Here is a 22,511-nt window from a genome sequence, read left to right on the forward strand (position 1 = left end):
TACGCGCATACGAGCGGAGCGGCCACCGAGTGTGAGGCGGACCCGTTGCCTCACAGTCCCCGAACGGCGACGTGGTCTTCCGTCGCGAGGAGGCCGACGGCCATTTTGAGCGTGGCAGTGCCCCAGTTGAGCGGCGTGTGGGGTGAGGGGACGATCAGTTCGTCGCCCCGGTCGTCGCGGTAGGTGACGAGGCATTCGGGAACTCGGAAGTGCGGAACTTCCCGTACGTGGTAATCGCCGTCCTCGCGGAGCACGGCGTGCCATTGGCCCTCTCCGGTGACCGTGGCCAGCATTCGGTTCAGGTAGTGCACTCCGAGTTCGCGGTAATGCCGGGCCTGTTCGTGATCCACTTCCTGCGAATTCCGGCATCGGCGGGCGGCCCACGCAGCCAGTTGTCCGAGTGGGTGTGTCCACGCGGCTTCGCGCCCCTGCGGGGTCAGACGGCCGCGCATCTCCTGCTTGCGGTCCAGATCCAGGTCGTCGCCGCGGTCCTCCGCCTCGGCTTTGACCTTGTCCTTGATGGCCCGTACGGTCGCCTGCACCTCGTACGTATGGAAGTTCACGCGCTGATAGGAGTCCTCCGCATAGCGCATGACGCCGCCGGTGACCGGGTCCTCCAAGGTGCGCAACGCATCGAGGACCACGGTCTCGACCTCCGGAGCGGTCATGGGCCGGGCCGGCGCTCCGACGGGGATGCGGGATTCGGCGAGCAGTTCCGGAAGGCCGTACATCAGCAGGTAGACCAGGGACGCGTCCGCGCGGCGGTGTCGGACGGAACCGGGCGCGTAGTCAGGTGACTCGAACGGGATCCTCCGCCCGATTTCCCGAAGGCCGGCGTCCACCATTGCGTCGACGCTCGCGGTGAAGTCCGCCCTGTCCGCCGAATCCGCCCTGTCCGCCAGAAAGCCCAGTACCCCGTTGTCCACGAGCACCCGGATCTTGTGGAGCAAGGCTGTTTCGACGGCCATCACCGAGGTGCGCTGCGCGGCGACCTCTTCCCACGACCCGGAGCTTTCGTACCGCGGGAACCCGACGGCTCGGAGAAACGGCACCACGAAACCGAGGAACTTCCTGTGTGCCGCCAACAGTTCGTCGGCTCCGAGGAATCCGCGTTCCACCGCGTCCAGGACGAGGAACGCGAGCATCTGGAACGAATCCTGCTTGTTCCGCCAGGTGTTCGGCTTTTCGGCGTCGAGATCGTCGAACCACAGGGATATATGGGGCCAGTCCTCCTGCCCGGTGTCGCCCCGCTCCACGACAGCGGCGAACCGGGCGAGCTGCGCGGGCGTGGACATCAAGTGCAGCGCGCTGTGGATCAGCTCGCGCCCGGTGTCCCCTTCCGCCGCGTACCGGACCGGGTCCCTCAGGAACAGCTCCATCATGGCGCTCGCGGACTGCACGTGGTCACGCAGGTAGAACATCGCCGACATCTCGCCGTGCCGAACAGTCGGATCGCCGGTGATGTCCGTCGCCGCGACGATGGAAACCCGCCGCGCCGCACCGTCCACCCGTACGCTCCCCGCCTCGATCACCGGCAGATCGAGCGTCCCGCGCTCGGTCAGCAGCGCCTCCACCGCACGCACATGCGTCGGCGAGTCCCCCGCCTCCACCAGGCGCGCCAGGGCGTGATCGGTGAACCACCTCCCGGCACTTCCGGGCCGCCCCTTGCGCACGCGATTCCTCGACATCAGCTCGCGCATCAGGGCCTGGTCGTTCTGCTGGTGAAACGGGCGCACACTTGCTCCGTGGTACGTGGGACCGTCGGATTTCGCCGCCGACAGCGTGCATGAGCCGCCGCAGGCATTCGGCCCCGCACGCTAACGGATTCGCCCCACCGCCGGAAAGTACAAACACGACCATCACAATAGGGACAAACCACCAACAGCACTCCCGGGCATTTCCCACTAGCCAAATAAACACAGCAGTACCTCGACGGCTCCCTTCTTGAAGCAGCGCCATGCGACTGACCCGGCGATCGGGCACGGCGATGAAACGGTCGAGATCGGTGTGCGCGTGTCAGCAGCGAAGGGGGCGTCGCCTCGGCCTTGGTCGTACGCTGCACAGCGCCGGACCGCGCTGCCATCGCGGGGCGGTGCGAGTGTGCCGCCGAGGCCGGGATCTGAGGAGGTTCGAGTGCGTGTTGCCGTGTTCGCGGGTTCGTCGTCAGGAGTGGGGCGGCAGTACCGGGAGGCTGCCGAGGACCTGGGGCGTTCGCTTGCGCGTGCCGGTGTGGGTGTCGTGTACGGCGGTGCCCATGTGGGCCTGATGGGCGCGATGGCGGACGCGGCGCTGGCCGAGGGCGGCGAGGTGGTCGGGGTGATCCCGCGTTCCCTGGTGGAGTGGGAGGTTGCCCACGGGGGTCTGACCGATCTTCGGGTGACGGAGACGATGCACGAGCGCAAGGCGCTGATGGCGGAGCTGTCGGACGGGTTCGTGGCGCTGCCCGGCGGTGTCGGCACGCTGGAGGAGTTGTTCGAGGTCTGGACCTGGCAGCATCTGGCGATCCACGCCAAGCCCGTCGCCCTGCTGGACGTCGCGGGCTTCTGGACACCGCTGCGGGCCATGCTGGGCACGATGGTCAAGTCCGGTTTCATCAAGCCGCATTACGCCGAGACGCTGCTTGTGACGACGGACGCGGCGCAGTTGCTGACCGCGTTCGAGGCATGGACCCCGCCGGACCTGAAGTGGGAGGGCGACGTCGCCCCATGAGGTGGCCGCGACGCTTGCGGACTCCCCGATGCGTGTTCACCCGAGCAGACATGACCCTTGCGGAGGCAAGCCCTTCGGGTGACACTCCTGCTGCCCATTCCGGCACCTGGTCGGGGTGCGGTCCGTTGCCGTGAGGAGAGCGCGTGCGGTTCTGGGTACCGTTGATCTGCCTGCCTCCGGACGAGTACGGCCCGATAGCCGAGGCGGCCGACCGGCTCGGCTTCGAGGGGGTTCTGCTCGCCGACCACGTGGCCGTTCCGGAGACGTTCGCCTCGGTTCATCCGTCCGGCGAAAACCCGTTCACCGCCGCCTCGGATTTCCCCGACCCGGTGACGATGATCGCCACGCTGGCCGCGCGTACCCGGCGCCTCAGGTTCATGACGTACGCCTACATCCTGCCGTTGCGTGACCCGTTCACCGTGGCGAAGCAGTTCGGCACCTTGGCGACGGTGACCGACGGGCGGGTCGCGCTGGGTTGTGCGGTCGGCTGGCTGCGTGAGGAGTTCGAGATCCTCGGCCGGGATTTCGGTACGCGCGGCGCGCGCACCGACGAGATCCTCACCGTCCTGCGGGACTTCTGGGACGACGGCCGGGCCGAGCACGACGGGCGGTTCCACGCCTTCCCGCGGAGCGGGATGTTCCCGGCTCCCCGGCACCGAGTGCCGATCCTGGTCGGCGGCTCGGGCCGACGGGCGCTCGAACGCGCCGCGCGGCACGACGGCTGGCTGGGCATGAACCACGACCTGGACGACATCGAGCGGACAGTCGCCACCGTGACCCGGCTGCGCGACGGCTCCACTGACCCGGACGTGCCGTTCACCGTCTTCGCGATCCCGAACGCGGCGCCGGTCGCCGCGACCTTCGAACGCCTGCGCGCCACGGGCGTGACCGACACCATGGCCGCCGCGTGGACCGTCGGCATTCCGGACGCCGAGACGCTGGACGAGAAGATCGCCGGCCTGGAACGCTTCGCCGCCGAACACCTGTGACCGCTCACGCGGCACCGCGGCCTCAACACGTACCCATCGGCCGCATCCCGGCATCGGCATCGGCATCGGCATCGGCATCGGTGGATTGATGGCGCCTTCCTCCTTTCCGGCCGCTTGATCCGCCTGTGAGGCTTGCGTGCGTGATCGCGACGGCGCGGTCACGCAAGCCACGGGGACACCCGTCTACACAAAGGACTGCACGTGCCGATCCGACGCACTGTCATCTCCGCCGCGGCGACCCTCACGGCGGCCGCGGGCCTGCTTGCCGTACCCGCGACCGCACAGGCGCAGAGCCGGGCGGAGGTCGCGCCGCTCGGACAGACCTGCGGCGTCACGGCGTCGACCGGGAGCCTGTCGTGTTGGAACTCCGCCCCCACCTCGGTGCGGAGTTCGCCGTACGCCACGGACAGTTGGCAGGTCGACGTTCTGCGCACCACATGGAGTTGGTTCGGCTGCTACACGATCGGCGAGTTCCACGGCGGCGGCACGAAGACCTGGTACGGCACCGTCGGGGACGACACCGGCCAGTGGGGCTTCGTCCCCGCGAGCGCGGTGAGCACGTCGTGGGCCTTCGACCTCAACCCCGGCCAGTATGGAATGAAGCACTGCTGACCGGCGACCCGGTCCGCGCCCGGCCGAACCGCCTTCGAGGTCAAGGCACTTACGGGCGCCCGTGACGACGAGCTGCGACGCGCGGCCGTCGGACAGGGACCTCCGGCCTTTCGCGGGCGATGGATCAGTAGGTCAAGTCCGGACGCCGCCGCAGGTCACAGCCTTGTCCTGCGCGGGCTCACCCAAGACCGGCCGCTGCCGCTTTCGGGCCGCGCGGCCGAGCTCGGGGAGGACGGTCGCGGTGCCGAGTACGGCCAGGCCGGCGCCGAGCCAGAGCGGCGCACGCAGGCCGAAGGCGTCGATGGCCAGGCCGCCGAACGAGGAGCCGACGATCACGCCGAGGGTGATGAAGGACGCGTGGACGGTGTTGACCATCGGCCCCGGGTTGCCCGCGCGCTGGACGCGGACCGCCATCGCCGGGTTCATGGTCACGCCGACCAGCCCGACGCCCGTCATGGCGAGCACCGCGGGGACGCGGAGGTGGGCGAGGAGGGCAAATGCCGCCAGGAACAGCGCGTTGAGGACGAGGCCGGCCAGCAGTACGCGCGCAGTGTGCCGGTCGGCCAGGCGTCCCACGACATGGTTGCCGACGACCGTCGCCGCCCCGTACGCGACCAGCAGCAGCGGGACGGCTTCCGACGCGAATCCGGTGACCTCGGTGAGAATCGGGCTGAGGTAGCTGAACGCGGCGAAGGTCGCGCCGATGATGAAGGTGCTGGTCGACAGGGCCAGCCACAGCCGGCCGTTCCGGAAGACCGCAAGCTCCTGCCGCAGGTTGCCGCCGCCGTCACCGGCGCGGTCGAGGTCGGGGACGCCCGCCATCGTGGCGAGTGCGGCCATGACGGTCAGGGCGCCGACGGTCCAGAAGGCGGCACGCCAGCCGAATTGCCCGCCGATCACCGTGGACAGCGGCAGTCCGAGGAGCGTGCCGAGCATCAGGCCGTTCAGCACGACGGCCAAGGCGCGGCCGCGCACTTCCGGGCGGCTCAAGTGGACCGCCATCGATATGGCGACGCCGAAGAACGCCTGCGAGGCGACGCCGGAGACGACGCGAGCGACCAGCATGACCCGGTAGGACGGCGCGACGGCGGCCAGCACGTTGCCCGCGAGGAAGACGGCGAACAGCATCATGAGAGCGGTCTTCGGGCGTATCCGCACCAGCGCGACGGTCATCAGCGGCCCGCCGGCCGCCATGGCGACCGCGAACGCGGTGATCAGGTAGCCGACTTGGGCGAGCGAGACACCGAGCCCGCGGGCCATCTCGGGCATCAGGCCGCCGACGGCGAACTCGCTGGTCACCATCGCGAAGATGCCGATGGCCAGGACGTAGACGGCACGGGGCATGCGGACTCCTTTTTGCATCGATCGATGCAGAATTTGGGCAGGGGAAGGCCCAGGGCCGAGGAAGTGCCCCGGCCCCGGAAGTGCGGTGTCAGACCAGGGCGTCCATGGCCGCGGCGGCGATGGCCTCGAGGGCGGCGTCGTCCGCGCCGCCTTGCGCGGCCACCCGGATCCCGGCGATCACCGCGTTGACGAAACGGGCCAGCGCCGCCGCGTCGCGGGCGGACCCGATGCCGCCGTCGCGCTGCCCGACGCCGATGATCGCGGCCAGCGCGGCGAGGCGGCGTTCCGCGTCGCGCTCCAGCATCAGGGCGATCTCCGGGTCGCGGCCAGCGAGTTCCATGGTGGTGTTGACGGTCAGGCAGCCAAGGCCGTAGCCGTCGCGCCGGTTCTCCGCCTCGGTGCGCAGGATCCGGGCGAACAGCGCGCGGATCCGGTCGGCCGGCGGCCGTCCGGGGTCCTCGAGGATCTGCAGCTGGTCGGCCGTGGTCGCGTCCATGTAGCGGGTCAGCGCCCGCTTGAACAACTCGCGCTTGTTGGTGAAGGCGTTGTACACGCTGCTGCGGTCCAGACCGAGGGCATCACACAGGTCTCTGGTCGAGGTCGACTCGTAGCCGTGCGCCCAGAAGGTACGCATCGCCGTCTCCAGGACCTGGTTCTCGTCGAATGATCGCGGCCTCGCCATACCGGCACGCTACCTGTTTTGCATCAGTCGGTGCAATACGAGTCGCCCCGGGCGCATCCCCGGGCGCGCGGCGGAGCCGGGGACGGGTCGACCCGCGGGAACGGTGCTAGAAAGAAGAAATGATGGGGCGTTTTGTCCGCTTGATCCGGTCGCGCGTCCACGGCCCGCGCAGTCTGGCAGGGCAGATGTTCGTGCTCCAGGTCGTGGTCGTGGTGCTGCTTGTCGCCGCGGCGGTGGCAGTGCTGCTGGTGCAGGCGCGCCGCGACAGCGAACGCGACGCGCGGCACCGCTCGCAGACCGCCGCGGAAACCTTCGCCCACTCCCCCGGGCTGGTGGACGTGCTGACCGGCCCCGATCCCGCCGCCGTCCTCGAACCGGCCGCGCAGGTCGCGCAGGAGGCCGGCGGGGTGGACGCGATCACCGTGCTCGACCCGGCCGGGGTGTTCCTGACCGGCCCGGACACGGCGCAGATCGGGAGCCGCTACCAGGGCAACCTGGGGCCGTTCCTGGCCGCCGGGCAGTCCCTGACCACGAAGTACTCCACGAACCAGGGCGACGCGTTCGTCACGGTGGTGCCGGTGTACGGGCGCGCGGGCGAGCCGCTGGCGCTCGTGGTGGCCGCGATCACCGTGGACCGCGTCAACGACACCGTAGGGCGGCTGATCCCCTGGCTGGTGCTCGGCGCGGCGGGCGCACTGGCGCTGTCGGCGGGCGCGGCGGCCCTGGTGAGCCGACGGCTTCGGCGGCAGACCCGGGGGCTCGGGCCGAGCGAGATCACCCGTATGTACGAACACCACGACGCGGTCCTGCACGCGGCCCGCGAGGGCGTGCTGATCCTGGACGCCGAGCGGCGCGTGGTCCTGGCCAACGACGAGGCCCGGCGCCTGCTGGACCTGCCCGACGTGGTCGAGCGGCGCGGTTCGGCGTCCCTGGCTTTGCCGCCGGGTCTGGCGGACCTGCTGGTGTCCGGGCGGGACGCCTCCGACGAGGTGCACATCGTCGGAGACCGGCTGCTTGCGGTCAATCAGCGGCCCACCGCGCCGTACGGGTCGGCCGGCAGCGTGGTGACACTGCGCGACACCACCGAGCTGCGGCAGCTGGCCGGGCAGGCCCAGGCCGTGCGCGAGCGGCTGAGCCTGCTGTACGAAGCGGGGGTACGGGTCGGCACCACGCTGGACGTGGCGCGCACCGCGCAGGAGCTGGCGGACCTGTGCGTACCGCGGTTCGCGGACATCGTCACCGTCGACCTCCTGGACGCCATGCTCGACGGCGGCGAACCCACCCCCTCGCCCACTCCCTCGCCCGTCACCGACCCGGAGACGCACGACGCTTCCGAGGCGGCCCCAGGGTCTTCCGGGCGGATGCGGCGGGTGACGTCGCATTGGGCGGAGTGGGGCGGCGGTGTTCCGACGCTGTATCCGATCGGCGAGGAGATCGAGTTCGCGGAGGCGACGCCGATGGCCGAGGCGCTGCGCGACGGGCGCGGGGTGCTGCGGGCGGACCTGGCGGCCGACCTGGCGTGGCAGGCGCAGGCCCCCGACCGTGCCGCGCGGCTGATCGAGGCCGGGGTGCACTCGCTGGTCACGGTGCCGCTCAAGGCCCGCGGCCTGGTGCTGGGCCTGGCGACGTTCTGGCGCGGGGCGGGGTCGGCGGCGTTCGATACCGACGATGTGTCCTTCGCGGAGGAAGTCGCCGCGCGAGCCGCCGTCGCCGTCGACAACGCCCGCCGGTACACCCGCGAGCACGCCACCGCGGTCACCCTGCAACGCAGCCTGCTCCCCCACGCGCTCCCCGAACAGGACGCGGTCGACGCCGCGTACCGCTACCTGCCCGCCCGCGCCGCCACCGCCCCGGGCGCCCCAGCCGACACCGCGGCGTACGCGGCCGAGGCGGAGACGGTTGTGGGGGCAGGCGTGGGGGGCGACTGGTACGACGTGATCGTGCTGCCAGGCGCGCGGGTGGCGCTGGTGGTCGGCGATGTGGTCGGGCACGGCCTGCACGCCGCGGCGACGATGGGCCGGCTGCGGACCGCGGTACGCAACTTCTCCGCGTTGGACCTGTCCCCGGACGAGGTGGTCGGGCACCTGGACGAACTCGTCGCCGGGATCGACCAGGACCGTCCCGAGGACAACGCGATCGGCCCCGGAGGCGCGGACGGCCCCGAAGGCCTCGCCGGTCCGGATGCGTCGGTGGGGCGGATGACCGGGGCGACGTGCCTGTACGCGATCTACGACCCCGTCGCCGGGCGGGTGGTCGCGGCCCGGGCCGGCCACCCGGGGCCGGCGGTCGTGGACGCCGCGGGTGCCGTGGACTTCCCGCAGGTGCCGGCGTCGCTTCCGCTCGGGCTGAACGAGGGACTGCCCATCGAGACCGCCGAGTTCGACCTGGCCGAGGGGTCGCGGCTGGTGCTGTTCACCGACGGCCTGGTGGAGCGCCGCGACCGGCACGAGGACGGGGACGGGGACGCCGGGCTGGACCTGCTGCGCGACGCGCTGGTCACCGCGGGCCCGGCCGCGACGCCGGAGCAGACATGTGACGCGGTGATCGCCGCGCTCGGTGTCGAACGGCCGAGCGACGACGTCGCGCTGCTGGTGGCCCGTACCCACGTGCTGGACGACGCACGGGTCGCGGTGTGGGACGTGCCGTCCGACCCGGAGGCGGTCGGCGCCGTACGCGCCGCGTGTGCCCGGCAGTTGGACGCCTGGGGCCTGGGCGCGATCGACTTCACCGCCGAGCTGATCCTCAGCGAGCTGGTCACCAACGCGATCCGCTACGGCACTCCCCCGATCCGGGTCCGCCTCATCCATGAACGCGCCCTCACGTGCGAGGTATCCGACGCCGGCAGCACCGCACCGCACCTGCGACGCGCGGCCACCACCGACGAGGGAGGCCGAGGACTGTTCCTCGTCGCCAGGTTCGCCGCCCGCTGGGGCACCCGCTACACCGCCCGCGGCAAGGTCATCTGGGCCGAACTCCCCCTCCCCGGCGCCGGCGACGCCCCGACGGCGGACCTCGGCGACGCGCTGCTCGACCAGTTCACCGACGCCGATTGGTGAACTGGTGGCTGGTGATTGGTAACTGGTGATGGGTAACTGGTGATGCCCTCGCCGGGGACGCCGACCGTCGGCGCCCCCGGGTGGCCCACCGTCAGCCCGTCGTCGTCACCAGACGGTCCCGGACGCCTTGCGCCGCCTCTGGTCCGTGCGTGAGCAGCACGTCGAACAGCCATTCCAGCTGCGAGCCGACGTCCGTCACCGCATCGCGGTTGATCTCGTTCGGGGGTTTCCTGGAGCAGATGTCCGGCTGCAGGAACGTGCCGTTCATGATCCCGTTCACGATGCCGGTGACAACCGTGACCTCGCCGAACCGCGTCCGCACCTTTTCGGTGTACGGCGAACCGGAGTCGCCGAAGCAGACACCGCCCTGCCGACCGTCGGCCACCACCACGCAGTTCATGGTGGCGGGGTCCATGAGTTGGAGGCCGTCCCGGGGCCGGATCAGGTTGCAGGTCTCGTCGGCCACGCGCTTCATCGGGAGCTGCCACAAGCGCACGGGATTGGAGTCGTTGCACGCGGGGTCGTCGAAGTCCCGGTCGCAGGTCCGCCCCCATCCCGCGACATTGCCGACCGCACCCGAGCGGCCGGGGATGCCGATCGGAAGCAGCGGCGCACCCCACACCGGACGCTCCAGGCGGACGAGGGCGGCGTCGTTCCCGAAGCCGCCGTTCACCGAGTCATGGGCCGGGTTCTTGTACACGGCGGGCTTGTTGTCCGCGTCGCGGGCGACCCGCACGACGACCCCGCCCGCGTTCCAGGTGACCGAGCCCAGCCGGGCCTGGTCCTGAACGTACGGCGCACAGTGCGCGGCCGTCAGCACCCAGTCGGGAGCGATGAGTGCGCCGCCGCACTCGTGGTCGGCGACGCCGTCCTTGACGCTCTGGAGTGACACGGTCGAGGGCTTCGTGGCGGGATCACCGTTGATGATCGCCGAGGCCGAGCCGGACGGTAAGACGGCGAGAAGCGTGACGGCGACGGCGCTTGTCAGGGCCAGTCGCCGGAATTCTGTGAACACGAGCCACCTTTCTGGGGGTGAGGTGCCGCGTGTCGGTGGCAGCACCGTGACCCGGGCGGCCTTTGTCGGCCGAACCAGGCGGATGAGGAGCGAAATGTATTGCCGTTTTCAAGAGCGGCGCTTTTTGGAAATTCGCGCAACGCGCCCTGTTCGGATATTCGCGGCGCGCGCCGATCACGTTTGCAGTCGATGCCCGCTCATGTCAATGCCCTGGCCGGCGACGGCGCGAGGCGGATCTGCGCAGCCAGAACCCGCCCGAATATCTGACGTATTTTTCTCTGTCCGGCCCCGGTGGCATGTGTGAGGTTATTCGGATGCCCAGCCCGCCGACGCGCCAACGGTATCGCGTCGGCACTTTCTCCGTCACCTGCCGATAACCGCAGCGAACGGACCACTAACCCGACGCCTTTTTCCAGAAGACGGAAATTGCTCAAAGGCTCGCCGACCGGTACGCCGCCGACGACCTCGGTCCCGGCACCGGATCATCACGCGAGGCCGATAGCGTGGCCGCATGTCGAACCAACCACCCGGCACGCGGGCGTCGCACGAGGACCGCGATCGCGTCGTGGATGCGCTGCGCCGCGCCGCCGGCGACGGTCGGCTGGACGCCGACGAACTGGACACCCGGCTGGAGAGCGCACTGTCCGCCCGTACCCTCGGGGAGTTGGCCGAACTCACCGCCGACCTGCCGGTGCCGCCCGGCGCCAAGGGCAAGGACGTGCTCGTGGTCGAGCAACACGGCGGCAAGTACCGCAGGGAGGGGCGGTGGTCGGTGCCCCCACGTATCGAAGTCCGCACGCAACTGTGCCGCGTCACCTTCGACTTCAGCGACGCGGTGATCAGTTCCGACGTCCTGCGCGTCGAGGTGGACATGGTCCACGGCAAGCTGTTTTTCGCCGGCGCGCGGGACATCGTGTTCGACACCGACGGGCTCGCCCTCACCTACTCCAAGGTCAAACTTCGCCCCAAGAACTCCGCCGCCGCCGACCCCCGTCTCCGCATCGAACTTGTCGGAAGGCTCCTGCACGCCAAGGTCGTCGAGCGGCGGGCGTAGCGCGAACGACGAAAACCCGCGACGGCTCGGGAAGGCGGCGGCAGGACGGCAACGCCCTCCCGCGTCCGTGGCGGTGGGGTACGCGATCCGGGCGCGCGGTCGCCCGGATCGCGTCGAACATGTCCGCGTGCCGGGCGGCCGGCGGCGCCGGTCGAGTCAGCGGCGGGCGCGGCGGGAGTGGCCGAAGAAGATGCGGTACGCGACCAGCAGGGCGAGGGATCCGGCGATCGAGACGCCCCAGGTGCGCAGGTCGAAGAAGTCCTTCTCGAAGGGGCGGTCGAAGAGTTCGGCGGCCGCCCAGCCACCCAGGAGCGCCCCGGCGATGCCGATCAGGATCGTGATGACGAAGCCGCCCGGGTCGCGTCCGGGGAGGAGCAACTTGGCGATGGCGCCGGCCAGGAGACCGAGAATGATCCACGCGATGATGCCCATGTCGCACCCATGCCCTTCGAGTTGGCGAGCCAGATGTTCGGCTCGCTCAAGGCGCTACCCGGGGTGCGTCGTCACACGCCACATAGGGAGGGAAGTCACGTTGGCCGCGCACTCGCCCGGCGACCGCGAACTCGCGTCACACCGCCCGCCTTTCGGTCGGCTTCACTCTCCTGTCCGACGGGACGAAGTGCAGCCCCTGCATCTACAGGTCTGTAGATGCAGGGGCTGCCGGAGAACACTGCCCGACCGCGTCGGAGTCGGTCAGACGTTCACGCCGAAGTCCCGTGCGATGCCCCCGAGTCCGGACGCGTAGCCCTGGCCGACCGCGCGGAACTTCCACTCGCCGCCGTGCCGGTACAGCTCGCCGAACACCATGGCCGTCTCGGTCGACGCGTCCTCGGTCAGGTCGTAGCGGGCCAGTTCGGCGTCGTCGCCGCGGTTGACGACACGGATGTAGGCGTTGCGTACCTGGCCGAAAGACTGTCCGCGGACGTCGGCGTCGTGGATGGACACCGGGAAGACGATCCGGGTCACGTCGGCCGGCACGCCGTTCAGCTCGACGTTGACGACCTCGTCGTCCCCGTCGCCTTCACCGGTGAGGTTGTCGCCGGTGTGCTGGACCGAACCGTCCGGGCTCGTGAGGTTGTTGTAGAAGACGAAGTGCGCGTCGGACAGCACTCGTCCGCTCTCACCGAGCAGCAGCGCGCTCGCGTCGAGGTCGAAGTCCGCGCCCGAGGTCGCGCGTACATCCCAGCCCAGACCGACCGCCACGGACGAGAGTCCGGGCGCGGCCTTGGACAACGACACATTGCCGCCCTTGGCGAGGGTGACTCCCACAGCGTACGTTCCTTCCGCCAGTCGTCAGTGCCATCGGGCGCACTCGCCGAAGGGAGCCCGCCCGCGCCGGTGAATCTACCGGACTGTAGATACCGCAGCGCGGGCCGAGCACCAGATTTGGCCGAGGCATTGCCCAGCCGAGGCATTGCCCGCGGGGCAGCGCCGGCACAGCAGCGCCCGTCAGGTGACCCGGTGCTGTCGGCCCACCAGTTCCTTCAGGACGTCGGCCATCGTCACCACGCCGATGAGCTTTCCGTCGGTGCCGGTGACGCCCGCGAGGTGCGCCGCGGTGTGCCGCATCGCGGTCAGGACGTCGTCGAGGCGCGTCTCGGCCGCGACGGTCGTCGCCCGGCGCAACGCCCCGCGGGGGAAGGGCGCGTCCCGGTCGTCGGCGTCGAGGGCGTCCTTGACGTGCAGGTAGCCCAGGACCACGCCGTCGTCGGTGACCACGGGGAACCGCGAGTAGCCGCTGCGCACCGCAAGTTGCTCCAGCATGCGCGGGGTGACGTCCGCCGGCGCCTGCACCATCTTGTGCAGCGGCAGAACGATCTCGGAGACGGGCCGTTCGCCCAACGTGAGGGCGTCGCGCAGCAGTTCGCTCTCGTCCTCGTCGAGGAGGCCGGTGTCGCGCGACTCGGCGACCATGCGACCGAGTTCGTCGCCGGTGAAGGCCGCGTTCACCTCGTCCTTGGGCTCGACGCGCAGCAACCGCAGGATGCCGTTGGCGAGCTTGTTGATCGTGAAGATCACCGGACGGAGGCCGCGGGTCATCGCCACGAGCCCCGGCCCCAGCATCATGGCCGTCCGTGCGGGGGCCGCCAGCGCGATGTTCTTCGGGATCATCTCGCCGACGAGCATGTGCAGGTACGTCGCCAGCGTCAGCGCCAGCGCGAACGACACGGGGTGCACCGCGCCGTCCGGCAGACGTACGGCGTGGAACACCGGTTCCATCAGATGCGCGATGGCCGGCTCGGCCACCACGCCGAGCACGAGCGACGAGACGGTGATGCCGAGTTGGGCCGTGGCCAGGACGGCGGAGACGTGCTCCAGACCCCAGATGACGCGGCGCGCACGGCGGTTGCCGTCGGCGGCGAACGGTTCGATCTGACTGCGGCGCACCGAGATCAGCGCGAACTCCGCGCCGACGAAGAAGGCGTTGGTGACGAGTGTGAGCGCTCCGATGAGGAGTTGAACGACGGTCATCAGCGGCCGTCCTCATCGGCGCGCCGCGCGTCGTCGCCGTCCGCGTCGGCGGCACCGTCCGCGTCACCGTCAGCGTCGGGACGCGGTCCCGTCAGGGTGAGACGGGCGGCCCGGTGCTGCGCGACCTCGGTCACCGTCAGCGTCCACTCCCCCAGTTCCACGACGTCGCCGACCTCGGGGATGCGGGACAACCGCTCGGCGACCAGGCCCGCGAGCGTCTCGTAGGGCCCGTCCGGAGCGTGCAGGCCCAGTTCCTCGACCTGGTCGACCCGGTAGCCGCCGTCGAGGTCCCACGTGGGGTGCCCGGTCGCGTCCGGGGCGGTCGCCACGAGTTCGGGGGCTTCGTCCGGATCATGCTCGTCACGGACCTCGCCGACCACTTCCTCGACGATGTCCTCCAACGTCACGACGCCGGCCATGCCGCCGTACTCGTCGATCACCACCGCCATCGTCTGCTCGCCGCGGAGCCGGTCCAGCAGGTCGTCGCCCGGAAGTGTCTCGGGGACGAGCACCGGCTCGACCGCGACGTCCGCGACGGTACGGCTGTCCCGCTCGCCCTCGGGCACGGCGAGCGCCGCCTTGAGGTCGACGAAACCCGTGACCTCGTCCAGGCTGTCGCGGTAGACCGGGAAGCGCGAGTGGCCGGTCGCGCGCGCGATGGCGATCACCCCGCCCACCGGGGCGTCCGCGCGGACGCCGTGCACCCGCACCCGCGGCGTCATGATCTGCTCGGCGGTCAGGTCACCCAGGCTGACCGCGCGGACGAACAGGTCCGCGGTGTCCGCCTCCAGCGTGCCCGCGCGCACGGAGTGCCGGGCGAGGGCGACCAGCTCCTGGGGGCTGCGCGCGGACGCCAGCTCCTCGACCGGTTCGAGGCCGAAGCGGCGCACCGCGCGGTTCGCGGTCCGGTTCAGGTGGGTGATCAGCGGCCGGAACGCCGTGGTGAACGCCCGCTGCGGGCCGGCGACCGCCTTGGCCACCCGCAGCGGGTGCGAGATGGCCCAGTTCTTCGGGACGAGTTCACCGAAGACCATCAGCGCCACGGTCGACAGCACGATCCCCAGGACCAGCGCGACGGTGTCCACCGCGCCGTCCGGAAGGCCCACCGCGTCCAACGGCCCGGCCAGCAGCGCCGCGACGGACGGCTGCGCGAGCATGCCGATGACCAACGAGGTCACCGTGATGCCGAGCTGGGCGCCGGAGAGCTGGACGGTCAGCCGCTTGACGGCCAGCAAGGCGCCCGCGGCACCCCGCTCGCCGGACGCCGCCGCTTCCTCCAGCGAACCGCGGTCCACCGTGGTCAACGAGAATTCGGCGGCCACGAAGACCGCACACGCCACGATCAGCAGGATCGCGACGGCGAGCAGGATCAATTCGGTCATCGGTCCACCACTTCCCCTGGAAGCCGTGGTCCATGACTACTCGCAGGATCGTCCATCGGGGGTCCGGACACCTCTCCTACCGTCTGTCCCGGTGCGCGGGAGCCGCAAGCGAGGGACACGGTCCAGTCCTCGCGTACGTTGTTTCTACAGCATTGTAAAAACAACGCAAAGCGCCTGACCGTGCCGAAGACGTCACATTCGAGAGCAGAGTCAGCAGGAGGTCGACCGCGACGCGCACGGTATGAGCATGTGGCCGATCCGATGAATGGTCCCCGGCAGCGCTGCCGCTCGACGTCGCGAAGATGTTCCGCAGGTGGACCGACGAGTAACCCGGGCGTGCACCTGGCCCGTCCGACGCTGGACCGTCCCGCCGGCAGGCCGCTGATCAGCTTTGAACCGCAGCTGTACGCAGGCACGGGTATCGACCCGATCACTCCGACGGAGAAATGACAGCCGCGCGCCACGTCCCCGCGCCCTCATCGTGGCCGGTGGTCCTGCGTCGGCAGGGGGCCGGCGATTTGACGCGGCGATCCTCAGCAGGGTCTGGATCGAACGTTGTCCGAAACCGCGCCCCTCGGTTTGGTCGTGCAGGGCGGCCTGCCCCCGGACGCACATGCCTTGCGCGTTCGCGTGTCGGTCGGCCTGCACCGCGGGCGAGCATTTCGCGCGAGTGTGTCGTCCAGCGCCCATTGGCGAAAACGTGTGCACCGTTCCTCACCTGGTGAACCCCGGTCGATTGAACGGGGCTTGCTCTGGTACCGGGCGACAGCGGCAGGCGGAACCGGCGGCCACCCCCGGCTGATCGATCCGCCGCCGTTTCTCTCAGGAGGCGGTCATGGCGAGATGGGCTGATGAATCAGCCGCCGGCGAGCGGAGTCGTTTCGCGCGATTCGCCGAATCGGCCTCGAACCTGGCCAGTTCCTCGGCCTTCTTCGCCTTCTGCCTGATGCTGGTGGCCTCCTTCGTGGCTGTCATGGCCATCGGATTGTCCCTGGGCTGGAAGCTCTTCGTCGTGGACCTGATGACCGTGGTCAGTCTGCTGCTCCTGGCCTTGCTGAAGAACAGCGAGCGGCGCGCGGAACGCGCGATCCAACTCAAGCTGAACGTGATAGCGGCCGCCCTCTTGGAGCAGCGCGAGGGGAAGACGCACCAGGCACACGACGACCTCAAGAGGGCCATCGGCATCGAGGAGCAAGTCTGACCCCGCCTGCGAGTCCCAGCGCGAACGGACGTGGGCGTGGACCAGTGCAGGACGAGTTCCGTGCGCGTCGTGCCCACGAACTGGGCGCTCGCCTCCCCGACGACCGCCCAGCCGCTAGCTCGACGGCCCCGTCGGCGCGGACGAGGGACGAGGGCGCGGATCCGGAAGCCGCAGCGCGGCGCCATACGTCGGGCGCCCGCACGGCGACAAGGGCAACACCTTCGCGAGTACGCCGGCAGGGGATCGCAGCCGGTGGACGACCGGATGAGGGCTGACGGAATACTCGTCCTGTCCCCCCATGACACCGGGGCCATTCACGTGGTTCGGTGTTCGCGCGCTTCGAGGTGTCCACATGGCTACGCCGCTCAGATTCCGACGCACCGTTGTCCCGGTCGCGGTCGTGACGTCCCTGCTCATGCTCGCCTCGGCGTGCAGTGGTGACGACGACAAGAACGCCGACAGCAGCCCGTCCGCCACGAAGGCGCAGACGGCGGCACCCGGCGACCCCGACGCATCCGCGTCGCCGGACGCCACGCCTTCGGCAGGCGGAAGCGGCAAGCCGTCGCCGACCGGTGGCACTACGTCGGGAACGCCTCCGACCGAAGCTCAGTTGAAGCAGATCATCCTTGGTCAGGAGGATGTGCCCGCGAACGTCAAGCTGGCTCCCTTCTCAGGCAACGACGAAGAGGCACAGGCGGACGATGCCACCTGCCAGCCGGTCCTGGAGGCGTTGTCCGGCGGTGTCACGCGGGGCAAGAGCACCGCCCACACCGGCAACCGGTACCTGGTCGACGACGACGCGAACGACATCTCGGTGATTCTGCTCGCGTCGTACGCGAACGGCGGCGCGAAGAAGCTGGTGGACGACGCGACTGCCGCGCTCGCCTCCTGCTCCTCGATCCCCGCTGCCAAGGGCGGCAGCAAGGTGCAATTCACGACCGAGAAGGTCGCCTTGACCAGCAAGGCGGACACGACGCTCGGCATCGAGCTCGGCACCCGGGTGGGCACCAGGTCCGTTCCGACCGACTACGCCATCATCCAGGTGGGCGACATGCTGGCGATCTTCGTCAATCTGAACACGGAGACCGGCGAAGCGGAGATGCCCGAGAAACGCCTGCTCGACGCGCAGGCCGAGAAGATGCGCGCCGGCCAGTCCTGATTCGATCGGCCTCGCGAATTGCGGACCGTCAAGGTCCTCCCGCTGCTGGGAGTACGCAATGTGCCCATCGGGCGCAGTGCGGCAGCCTTTGGCGGCAAGGGATCGTCCCGAATAACGCCGCGTCGGTCGAACTGTCAGTTCGCGTCCCGGCCTCGGCCCTGGCCCCGCCCGGCAACCGACGTCACCAGGACCGCTGTTCCTTCGGATGCGGCCGCAAGGGGCGGGTATCGCTGTGGGCCGCCACCGAGTCGCACCGAAGTCGCCCGGACCGGCGGGTCGGGTGCCTGAACGCCCGTACGGTTCTCCGTATGCCTCCGGTTTACGATCCGCCCACGCCGTCCGTCCCGCCTCCTCCGGGCAGGCCCTTCTCGGGAGGACTACGCGGCGGCTCGTCGAACCGCCGTCCCTGGCTGGCCGTCGGCGGCGCGGCGCTCGCGGCGACGGTCCTCGTGACGGTGCTGGTGACGACGGGCGACGAGGACGCCGCCGCTCGCGACCAGCGACCGATCGGCGCTTCCGACGGGGCTCGCGGACCAGGGACTTCGGCGGCGAAGGGGACGTCCGGAGCGACGTCGCCTTCCGCAAGGGGCGGGTCGCCGACGACGGGCGAAAGCAGCAACTGGGACACTGCGGCATCGGACACCGACCCGTTCACTCCCGCCAGGTGGTTCGGCGCCACCGGCGAGACCACGATCCAGGGGCGGCCGTACACGCATATCGCGCAGGACTCCCGCGACTGCCAGGCCGCCGAAGGCGGCCTGCGCGATCTGTTCGGCGCGGACTGCATCGGGATCGTGCGGTCGCTGTGGACCGATGTCACCAAGTCGTACGTCGGATCGGTGTCCGTCATCTCGCTGACCGACGAGGCCGCGGCCCGATCACTGGCGGATCGCCTGTTGGCTCCCGGCCGCAACGACGTGTACGTGTCGTTCATCCAGCCGCCGTCGGACTCCGGTGTGCGGTTCTCCGAGCAGACCCGCACGTGGGCCGGCACCATCACCTCCGGGCACTACCTGGTGGTCATCGAAGTCGCCCGGGCGGACGGCCAGGCACCCGACGAGGGCTCGGAACAGGTGTACGGCGATCTGGAGAGGGTGCCCGCCCGCCACATCGACTCCCACACCTGGAACGGCTGAGCGGAGAAGTGACCTGCCTGGTCGGTGTTGTGTGGCCAATTGCCCGGGCGTGCCCGCCGGTTGGCGGCCAGACGCCAGCAGCGCCGCTGCAATTGCTGTACCCCAGGCGCGGCCGCGATCGGAATGCCTCGGCAGTCACCCGTGCGGCCACCGTCCCCTCGCCGTTCCCCGGCATGCGGACAGACGGCACTTGATGTCGATCTGTGCGGCGGCCGGAGGTGCGCATCCGGGCGCGGAGTTGCCGGTGAACGTCGCGAATGCGCCGTGCCGCGATGCCCGCCTCGTCGACCAGGGTCTGATGAAGGCGTGGACGGCGCTACGGCACGGATGCGACCGGTCGGTCCTGGCACGCTTGGGTACGCCGCGCCCACGGATGTTCGTCGACCGGCGGTCCCGAGCGGGTCGGCCGGTGCGCCACCCCGACGAAGGAGTGGTGTGAGCGACATCAGCACACGGTGGTACCGGCCGGGAACGATCCCCATCACGGAACTGAGCGAGCTGGCAACGATGTTCGCGGAAGTCGCCGACGACTTCGTCCCTCCGCTCACCTCACGCGCGGGCACCACTCAGTCCGAGTTGCGCGAGCAGAGCCCCGGCACGCCCGTCTCCGACAGGTACCTGAAGGAAATGCTCCGGCAGGACCTCTTCATGACCTGGCACAAGGGTCGGCTCGCCGGGTTCCTGTCCTTCCGCACCGACCACCACGACAGCCGGTACGCCGACTTGTGTCCCTGTCTGTACGTGAGCACCATCGCCATACGACGCCGCCACCGGCGCCACGGCATCGCACGCTCCCTCTACCGCGAACTCTTCGACCTTCCGGCACACCTGCCCCCGTGGGTCGTGCTGCGTACCTGGTCGACGAACCACAGCCACCTCGAACTCCTCCGGCACCTGGGGTTCGACGGCATCCTTCGCCTCCAGGACGACCGCGCCCCCGGAGTGGACACCGTCTACCTCGCGGCCAAACGCAGCGCGTCCGCGAATCCCTTGCCGCGATGACGGGGTCGGCTACGCGCCGACCGGATTCGACGGCGCCGGTCTGGGTAACCGCCCAGTGATCCGGCATCGGCCGGGATCGGCGTACGCCGCCGGTACGACGAAGGGCTGGTGGTGTGACGAACAGCGACGACGCTCCCGAACTGCTGGAGGGCCTGACGGTCGACGACAGCAGGCCGGAGCAGCCTGTGCTTCTGGACGAAGCCGGGCGTCCCCTGCGCACGTGGCGCGAGAATTACCCGTACAGGTCAAAGGTGCGCCGCGCGGAGTACGAACGCCACAAGCGGATGCTCCAGATCGAACTGCTCAAGCTCCAGCGCTGGGTCAAGGACACCGGTCAGCGCCTGGTCGTGGTGTGCGAGGGCCGCGACGCGGCGGGGAAAGGCGGCACGATCCAGCGGTTCACCGAACGGCTCAACCCGCGTGGCGCCCGCGTGGTGGCTCTGGACAAGCCCACCGAGCGGGAAGCCGGCCAGTGGTACTTCCAGCGCTATGTCAACCACCTCCCGTCCACCGGCGAGATCGTCTTCTTCGACCGCTCCTGGTACAACCGCGCCGGCGTGGAGCGCGTGATGGGCTTCTGCACGCCGCAGGAGCACGAACTGTTCCTGCGCCAGTGCCCGGTGTTCGAGCGGATGCTGGTCGAGGACGGCATCGTGCTGGTGAAGTTCTGGTTCTCCGTCTCCCGGGCCGAGCAACGCACGCGCTTCGCCATCCGCCAGGTGGACCCGGTCCGGCGGTGGAAGCTCTCCCCCACCGACCTGGCGTCCCTCGACCGCTGGGACGAATACACCCGCGCAAAGGTCGAGATGTTCCGCGCCACCGACACCGAGCAGGCGCCCTGGACCGTGGTCAAGAGCAACGACAAACGCCGCGCCCGCCTGGAGGCCATGCGCAGCCTCCTCGCCCAGTGCGACTACACCAGCAAGGACACCGCCGTCGTCGGCAAGCCCGACCCCCTCATCGTGGGCGCCGCCGAAACACTGCTCGAAGCGGGCGAAGAGACCACGGACCTCTCCCCCACCCCGCTCGCGCCCACCACCTCAAGCCCCGGCCCCGGCCAGCACCCGGACACGTCGAGCGCATGACGCCGCCGACCACCGCGGCGGAGACCGGCTCCGTCCCCGTGTTTCCATGGCGCGGCGTCGAATTGCCGGGGGCCGCGCATCTCGCTCGCCACCCTGGGCATTAGCCGATCATGAAATTGCCGGGGGACGCGCACCTCTCTCGCCACCCTGGGCGTTAGCCGATCATGAGGAAGCGCACGCTCGCGGTCCTCTCCGCCATCGCGGCGTCCGCCCTCGCCCCGGCCGCACCCGCCGACACCCTGCGCCGCTTCGGGGGCATCACCGTCCACAAGACCAGCGACCTGAGCCAGCACTGGCGACTCTCCGACGGCGCGGGCTCCTCTGCCACTACCACCGCAGTCAGCACCGGCGGCTAAAAGAGCACAAACGAACGTCTCGCCGACGGTAGTGCCCCGCCGCCAGCTCCCGTTGCGGGCTCCCCGCACGGTCTCCCCGCCACGACAGCCCTGGTCTCCACCCTCCCCCGCGACCGGGCGCTGTAGAGACCCGCGATTGCGGCGCGGGCCGGAGGTGACGAGTCCTGAGGTGACGAGTCGGGCGGTCTCTTGCGGCGCAGCAACTCGCGGCGGCGTCCGCAAGGATCGCGCGCCCCGGTGGCGGGGGCGAACAACCCGCAGGGTCCCCGGCAGCCGCCCGCCCGCCGCGCCACGGTTTACCGGAACGGAACCAGCGCCGTCCACGACGGCCGCGCCGACCCCGCGCGGGAACCGTTGGGTAGGAGTCGGCCTGGTGAGGCGGGCGGGCCCGGGGCGCTATTCGACGCGGCGGTCGTGGTTGTCGTCGCCGGCGATGTGGATGTCGTCGACGGCGATGTTGACCTCGACGACCTCCAAGCCGGTCATATCCTCAAGGCCCTCGATGACGTTGAGGCGTACGCGCTCGGCGAGTTCGGCGATGGCGACGCCGTAGTCGACCACCAGGGCCAAGTCGACGGCGCACTGCTTCTCGCCGACCTCGACGCTGACGCCCTGCGCGATGTTGGCCTTCGCGCCGGGGATGCGCTCACGCACGGCGCCCAGCGCGCGGGCGGTCCCGCGTCCCAGCGCGTACACGCCGGGCGTGCCCCGGGCCGCGAGACCGGCGATCTTGGCGACGACGCCGTCCGCGATGGCGGTACGGCCCCGGTACGCCGCGGCCGCGAGTGGCTCCCCGGGTACAACGGCCGCCGTCTGCGACGGCACTGCCACCGCAGCTGTCTCCCGCGCGGGTTGCGTGCCGGTGTTCGTGTCCGCCATCGCCGTGCCTGCCTTTCCTCGCCGCTCCGGCCGCGACCCTTTTCGGCCGCCACCGGGCAGGGCCGCTGGTGCTGTCGATCCATTCCCTGCCCTGCTGTCGACGGCACATGCACGCGAATTGGGTGTGTTCGCCTACCGGCTGCCGGGTAGAGGGCGGGACACGGACAGGTCAGAACAGGACAGACCACAGCAAGGAGCGCCACGGCAGGCCATGCGACCGGCAGCCTTCGCCCGGCACCCGCACGACACCGCAGGACACAGCGCGGGCGCAGTACGGCGACGGCACCAGGCGGTGGCGCGGGGAACAACGCGAGGTGGTGCGCGGACATGGACACGATGCGCAGCGGAACCCGTCCAGGAACAAGCACAGTCACCCGG

The 22,511-nt window shown here is 70.2% G+C and carries 21 protein-coding genes; 11 read left to right on the forward strand and 10 right to left on the reverse strand.

All coding sequences use genetic code 11. From position 1 onward, the window contains the following. Positions 1-50: 50 nt before the first annotated feature. Positions 51-1,736 (reverse strand): hypothetical protein, encoded by a 1,686-nt coding sequence (locus AB0C36_RS11850; protein WP_358352646.1) that lies wholly within the window; start codon positions 1,734-1,736, stop codon positions 51-53. A 397-nt stretch (positions 1,737-2,133) separates the two neighbouring features. Here AB0C36_RS11850 and AB0C36_RS11855 point away from each other — a divergent pair, with 397 nt between their 5' ends. The 3 genes from AB0C36_RS11855 (at position 2,134) to AB0C36_RS11865 (ending at position 4,310) form a co-directional block, all read left to right on the forward strand. Further along, positions 2,134-2,709: an LOG family protein gene (locus AB0C36_RS11855; protein ID WP_358352648.1), complete on the forward strand. Its 576-nt coding sequence runs from the start codon at positions 2,134-2,136 to the stop codon at positions 2,707-2,709. 143 nt (positions 2,710-2,852) lie between these two features. Continuing rightward, positions 2,853-3,698 (forward strand): TIGR03619 family F420-dependent LLM class oxidoreductase, encoded by an 846-nt coding sequence (locus AB0C36_RS11860; protein WP_358352650.1) that lies wholly within the window; start codon positions 2,853-2,855, stop codon positions 3,696-3,698. Between the two features lie 201 nt (positions 3,699-3,899). After that, positions 3,900-4,310 (forward strand): hypothetical protein, encoded by a 411-nt coding sequence (locus tag AB0C36_RS11865; protein WP_358352652.1) that lies wholly within the window; start codon positions 3,900-3,902, stop codon positions 4,308-4,310. Positions 4,311-4,442: 132 nt separating this feature from the next. Here AB0C36_RS11865 and AB0C36_RS11870 read toward each other — a convergent pair whose 3' ends face one another. Both AB0C36_RS11870 and AB0C36_RS11875 read right to left on the reverse strand, forming a co-directional pair. Next, positions 4,443-5,654 carry an MFS transporter gene (locus AB0C36_RS11870; protein WP_358352654.1) on the reverse strand — a complete coding sequence of 404 codons (1,212 nt, stop codon included), beginning with the start codon at positions 5,652-5,654 and terminating at the stop codon, positions 4,443-4,445. Positions 5,655-5,742: 88 nt separating this feature from the next. After that, positions 5,743-6,336: a TetR/AcrR family transcriptional regulator gene (locus AB0C36_RS11875; RefSeq protein ID WP_358352655.1), complete on the reverse strand. Its 594-nt coding sequence runs from the start codon at positions 6,334-6,336 to the stop codon at positions 5,743-5,745. A 185-nt stretch (positions 6,337-6,521) separates the two neighbouring features. Here AB0C36_RS11875 and AB0C36_RS11880 point away from each other — a divergent pair, with 185 nt between their 5' ends. Beyond that, positions 6,522-9,392, forward strand: a complete 2,871-nt coding sequence (locus tag AB0C36_RS11880) for a SpoIIE family protein phosphatase (protein ID WP_358352657.1) — start codon at positions 6,522-6,524, stop codon at positions 9,390-9,392. A 91-nt stretch (positions 9,393-9,483) separates the two neighbouring features. Here AB0C36_RS11880 and AB0C36_RS11885 read toward each other — a convergent pair whose 3' ends face one another. Further along, positions 9,484-10,407, reverse strand: a complete 924-nt coding sequence (locus AB0C36_RS11885) for a S1 family peptidase (RefSeq protein WP_358352659.1) — start codon at positions 10,405-10,407, stop codon at positions 9,484-9,486. Positions 10,408-10,918: 511 nt separating this feature from the next. Here AB0C36_RS11885 and AB0C36_RS11890 point away from each other — a divergent pair. Further along, on the forward strand, positions 10,919-11,461 hold the full coding sequence (locus tag AB0C36_RS11890) for a DUF1707 SHOCT-like domain-containing protein (protein WP_358352661.1): 543 nt from the start codon (positions 10,919-10,921) through the stop codon (positions 11,459-11,461). A 156-nt stretch (positions 11,462-11,617) separates the two neighbouring features. On the opposite strand, the gene AB0C36_RS11895 is transcribed toward AB0C36_RS11890, so the two are convergent. The 5 genes from AB0C36_RS11895 to AB0C36_RS11915 all read right to left on the reverse strand — a co-directional run bounded on the left by AB0C36_RS11895 (position 11,618) and on the right by AB0C36_RS11915 (position 16,290). Further along, positions 11,618-11,893, reverse strand: a complete 276-nt coding sequence (locus tag AB0C36_RS11895) for a GlsB/YeaQ/YmgE family stress response membrane protein (protein WP_358352663.1) — start codon at positions 11,891-11,893, stop codon at positions 11,618-11,620. 261 nt (positions 11,894-12,154) lie between these two features. Beyond that, positions 12,155-12,730, reverse strand: a complete 576-nt coding sequence (locus AB0C36_RS11900; protein WP_358352665.1) for a TerD family protein — start codon at positions 12,728-12,730, stop codon at positions 12,155-12,157. A 180-nt stretch (positions 12,731-12,910) separates the two neighbouring features. Then, positions 12,911-13,933: a hemolysin family protein gene (locus AB0C36_RS11905; RefSeq protein WP_358352667.1), complete on the reverse strand. Its 1,023-nt coding sequence runs from the start codon at positions 13,931-13,933 to the stop codon at positions 12,911-12,913. After that, a complete protein-coding gene (locus AB0C36_RS11910; RefSeq protein ID WP_358352669.1) occupies positions 13,933-15,315 on the reverse strand; it encodes a hemolysin family protein in 1,383 nt (460 codons plus the stop codon). The genes AB0C36_RS11905 and AB0C36_RS11910 overlap by 1 nt, the downstream gene beginning before the upstream one ends. A gap of 822 nt (positions 15,316-16,137) precedes the next feature. Continuing rightward, positions 16,138-16,290: a hypothetical protein gene (locus AB0C36_RS11915; RefSeq protein WP_358352715.1), complete on the reverse strand. Its 153-nt coding sequence runs from the start codon at positions 16,288-16,290 to the stop codon at positions 16,138-16,140. Between AB0C36_RS11915 and AB0C36_RS11920 the strand changes: the two genes are divergently transcribed. The 6 genes from AB0C36_RS11920 to AB0C36_RS11945 all read left to right on the forward strand — a co-directional run bounded on the left by AB0C36_RS11920 (position 16,226) and on the right by AB0C36_RS11945 (position 21,254). Beyond that, entirely contained in the window at positions 16,226-16,516 is a 291-nt protein-coding gene (locus AB0C36_RS11920) for a low affinity iron permease family protein (RefSeq protein WP_358352713.1), read from the forward strand. The genes AB0C36_RS11915 and AB0C36_RS11920 overlap by 65 nt on opposite strands. A 352-nt stretch (positions 16,517-16,868) precedes the next feature. Continuing rightward, positions 16,869-17,675 (forward strand): hypothetical protein, encoded by an 807-nt coding sequence (locus AB0C36_RS11925; protein WP_358352671.1) that lies wholly within the window; start codon positions 16,869-16,871, stop codon positions 17,673-17,675. Between the two features lie 308 nt (positions 17,676-17,983). Then, positions 17,984-18,811 (forward strand): hypothetical protein, encoded by an 828-nt coding sequence (locus tag AB0C36_RS11930; RefSeq protein WP_358352672.1) that lies wholly within the window; start codon positions 17,984-17,986, stop codon positions 18,809-18,811. 435 nt (positions 18,812-19,246) lie between these two features. Further along, complete coding sequence (locus tag AB0C36_RS11935; protein ID WP_358352673.1) at positions 19,247-19,813, forward strand: GNAT family N-acetyltransferase; 567 nt, start codon at positions 19,247-19,249, stop codon at positions 19,811-19,813. 113 nt (positions 19,814-19,926) lie between these two features. After that, entirely contained in the window at positions 19,927-20,898 is a 972-nt protein-coding gene (gene ppk2, locus AB0C36_RS11940) for a polyphosphate kinase 2 (protein WP_358352675.1), read from the forward strand. Positions 20,899-21,062: 164 nt separating this feature from the next. Further along, a complete protein-coding gene (locus AB0C36_RS11945) occupies positions 21,063-21,254 on the forward strand; it encodes a hypothetical protein (RefSeq protein WP_358352677.1) in 192 nt (63 codons plus the stop codon). Positions 21,255-21,650: 396 nt separating this feature from the next. Here the strand turns inward: AB0C36_RS11945 and AB0C36_RS11950 are convergent, their stop codons facing one another. Next, positions 21,651-22,133 (reverse strand): Asp23/Gls24 family envelope stress response protein, encoded by a 483-nt coding sequence (locus AB0C36_RS11950; protein ID WP_358352679.1) that lies wholly within the window; start codon positions 22,131-22,133, stop codon positions 21,651-21,653. Positions 22,134-22,511 lie beyond the last annotated feature (378 nt).

Source organism: Streptodolium elevatio (assembly GCF_040649515.1).
In the GTDB taxonomy this organism is placed as follows: domain Bacteria; phylum Actinomycetota; class Actinomycetes; order Streptomycetales; family Streptomycetaceae; genus Yinghuangia; species Yinghuangia elevatio.

Coding starts and splice junctions, on each gene's coding strand:
- AB0C36_RS11870 (WP_358352654.1), bottom strand. CDS start 5,654: ATGCCCCGTGCCGTCTACGTCCTGGCCATCGGCATCTTCGCGATGGTG.
- AB0C36_RS11875 (WP_358352655.1), bottom strand. CDS start 6,336: ATGGCGAGGCCGCGATCATTCGACGAGAACCAGGTCCTGGAGACGGCG.
- AB0C36_RS11880 (WP_358352657.1), top strand. CDS start 6,522: ATGTTCGTGCTCCAGGTCGTGGTCGTGGTGCTGCTTGTCGCCGCGGCG.
- AB0C36_RS11890 (WP_358352661.1), top strand. CDS start 10,919: ATGTCGAACCAACCACCCGGCACGCGGGCGTCGCACGAGGACCGCGAT.
- AB0C36_RS11895 (WP_358352663.1), bottom strand. CDS start 11,893: ATGGGCATCATCGCGTGGATCATTCTCGGTCTCCTGGCCGGCGCCATC.
- AB0C36_RS11905 (WP_358352667.1), bottom strand. CDS start 13,933: ATGACCGTCGTTCAACTCCTCATCGGAGCGCTCACACTCGTCACCAAC.
- AB0C36_RS11910 (WP_358352669.1), bottom strand. CDS start 15,315: ATGACCGAATTGATCCTGCTCGCCGTCGCGATCCTGCTGATCGTGGCG.
- AB0C36_RS11915 (WP_358352715.1), bottom strand. CDS start 16,290: ATGACAGCCACGAAGGAGGCCACCAGCATCAGGCAGAAGGCGAAGAAG.
- AB0C36_RS11925 (WP_358352671.1), top strand. CDS start 16,869: ATGGCTACGCCGCTCAGATTCCGACGCACCGTTGTCCCGGTCGCGGTC.
- AB0C36_RS11930 (WP_358352672.1), top strand. CDS start 17,984: ATGCCTCCGGTTTACGATCCGCCCACGCCGTCCGTCCCGCCTCCTCCG.
- AB0C36_RS11945 (WP_358352677.1), top strand. CDS start 21,063: ATGAGGAAGCGCACGCTCGCGGTCCTCTCCGCCATCGCGGCGTCCGCC.
- AB0C36_RS11950 (WP_358352679.1), bottom strand. CDS start 22,133: ATGGCGGACACGAACACCGGCACGCAACCCGCGCGGGAGACAGCTGCG.